We start from the raw sequence: 1,215 nt of genomic DNA, 5'->3' as shown, positions 1-1,215 counted from the left end.
TATGATATAGAATCCTTTCTGGCACTGCAATATATTGCGCCATAGCACCGTCGCGGCTATATTCCGCGCAATGGACGCCGAGTACGCGACGATGCATGCACAGATTCACCATGCCTTTACGGCAATAATAACATGAACCACAGTACTCTGTTGAATCAAACGTGACTCGGTCGCCCGGTTTGTACCGTGTCACACGCTCTCCAATACATTCGATCATTCCAGCTGCCTCGTGCCCCATAATGATCGGTGGTTGACGGCGACCACTCGACCCGTCATAGCCATGAACATCACTACCGCAGATTGCGCAGGCCTTTACGCGAACCAACACCTCATCCGCTCCATAGTCCGGTGTTTTCACTTCGCGCATCTCGGCCAATCCGTTTTCTATTACTACTAACGCTTTCATAACGCCTCCTCCCATGCGCTTCGAACAAATTCTACGGCCTTACGGATACCATCATATCCTGTTCCGCTTGCTTCTTCTATGCAGACCAACCCATTAAAGCCTTGCTGTTTCAGATACGCCAATATCTCTTTGTTCGGGGTCACGCCAGTACCGATAACAACCGGAGCAAATTTACCCAACTCTGCCATATCTGAAATATGGACTGTCGCCACATCGGGATATATTTTTTTTAGAATGGGAATTGGGTCCAAGCCCAGTGCCGTCACATTGCCAGTGTCAAAATTCAGTTTTACACCGCTTCCTTTAATTTTCAGGGCAATTTCGAGGAAAATATCGATTGGAAAGCTGAAATCGGCATACTCCCATACCGTTGGCTTGAAATGATTTTCATAAACCAGTGTTACGCCAAATTTAGCGGCCGTAACCGCGGCGCGGCGCAGCATTTCTACTGCCCAACGAATGCCTTCTTCGCGGCTAGTTTCCAGATGAGCTTGTCCCGCCAGCACGCGAACATATTGCAACCTCAGTTCTGAACACATTGCGATATCCCGCCTCAAGTATTCCAGTTCGCGTTCGCGCTGCAAAGCGTCCGGATGTGTGAAGTCTGGGTAGGCGGATGCCATCGCTATCGGAATACCGATTTCATCAATCAACCTGTTTACACGGTTCAGATAAACTGGCGTGTGTTCTTTCAGCATAACTGTACTGATATCTGCCGCATCCAGCCCCAGCCGCTTGGCGTTTTTCATCCAATCATGAAGCGTAATTTCACCTGATACTATTTTTTCATACAACGATACAGGTAAAAC

2 protein-coding genes are annotated in these 1,215 nt (G+C 48.3%); both read right to left on the bottom strand.

From position 1 onward, the window contains the following. Positions 1 to 406 (bottom strand): alcohol dehydrogenase catalytic domain-containing protein (locus tag H8S45_RS15780; protein ID WP_186950585.1); only part of this gene is annotated, 406 nt, incomplete at its 3' end. Beyond that, positions 403 to 1,215, bottom strand: an 813-nt coding sequence (locus H8S45_RS15775) for a sugar phosphate isomerase/epimerase family protein (protein ID WP_186950583.1), incomplete at its 5' end; no start/stop codon positions are given. The genes H8S45_RS15780 and H8S45_RS15775, both read right to left, overlap by 4 nt.

The organism is Agathobaculum faecis, assembly GCF_014287995.1.
GTDB classification, from domain to species: Bacteria; Bacillota; Clostridia; order Oscillospirales; family Butyricicoccaceae; genus Agathobaculum; species Agathobaculum ammoniilyticum.
Note: the sequence above shows the minus strand (reverse complement) of the source record. Positions and strands in the feature narration are given on the sequence as shown.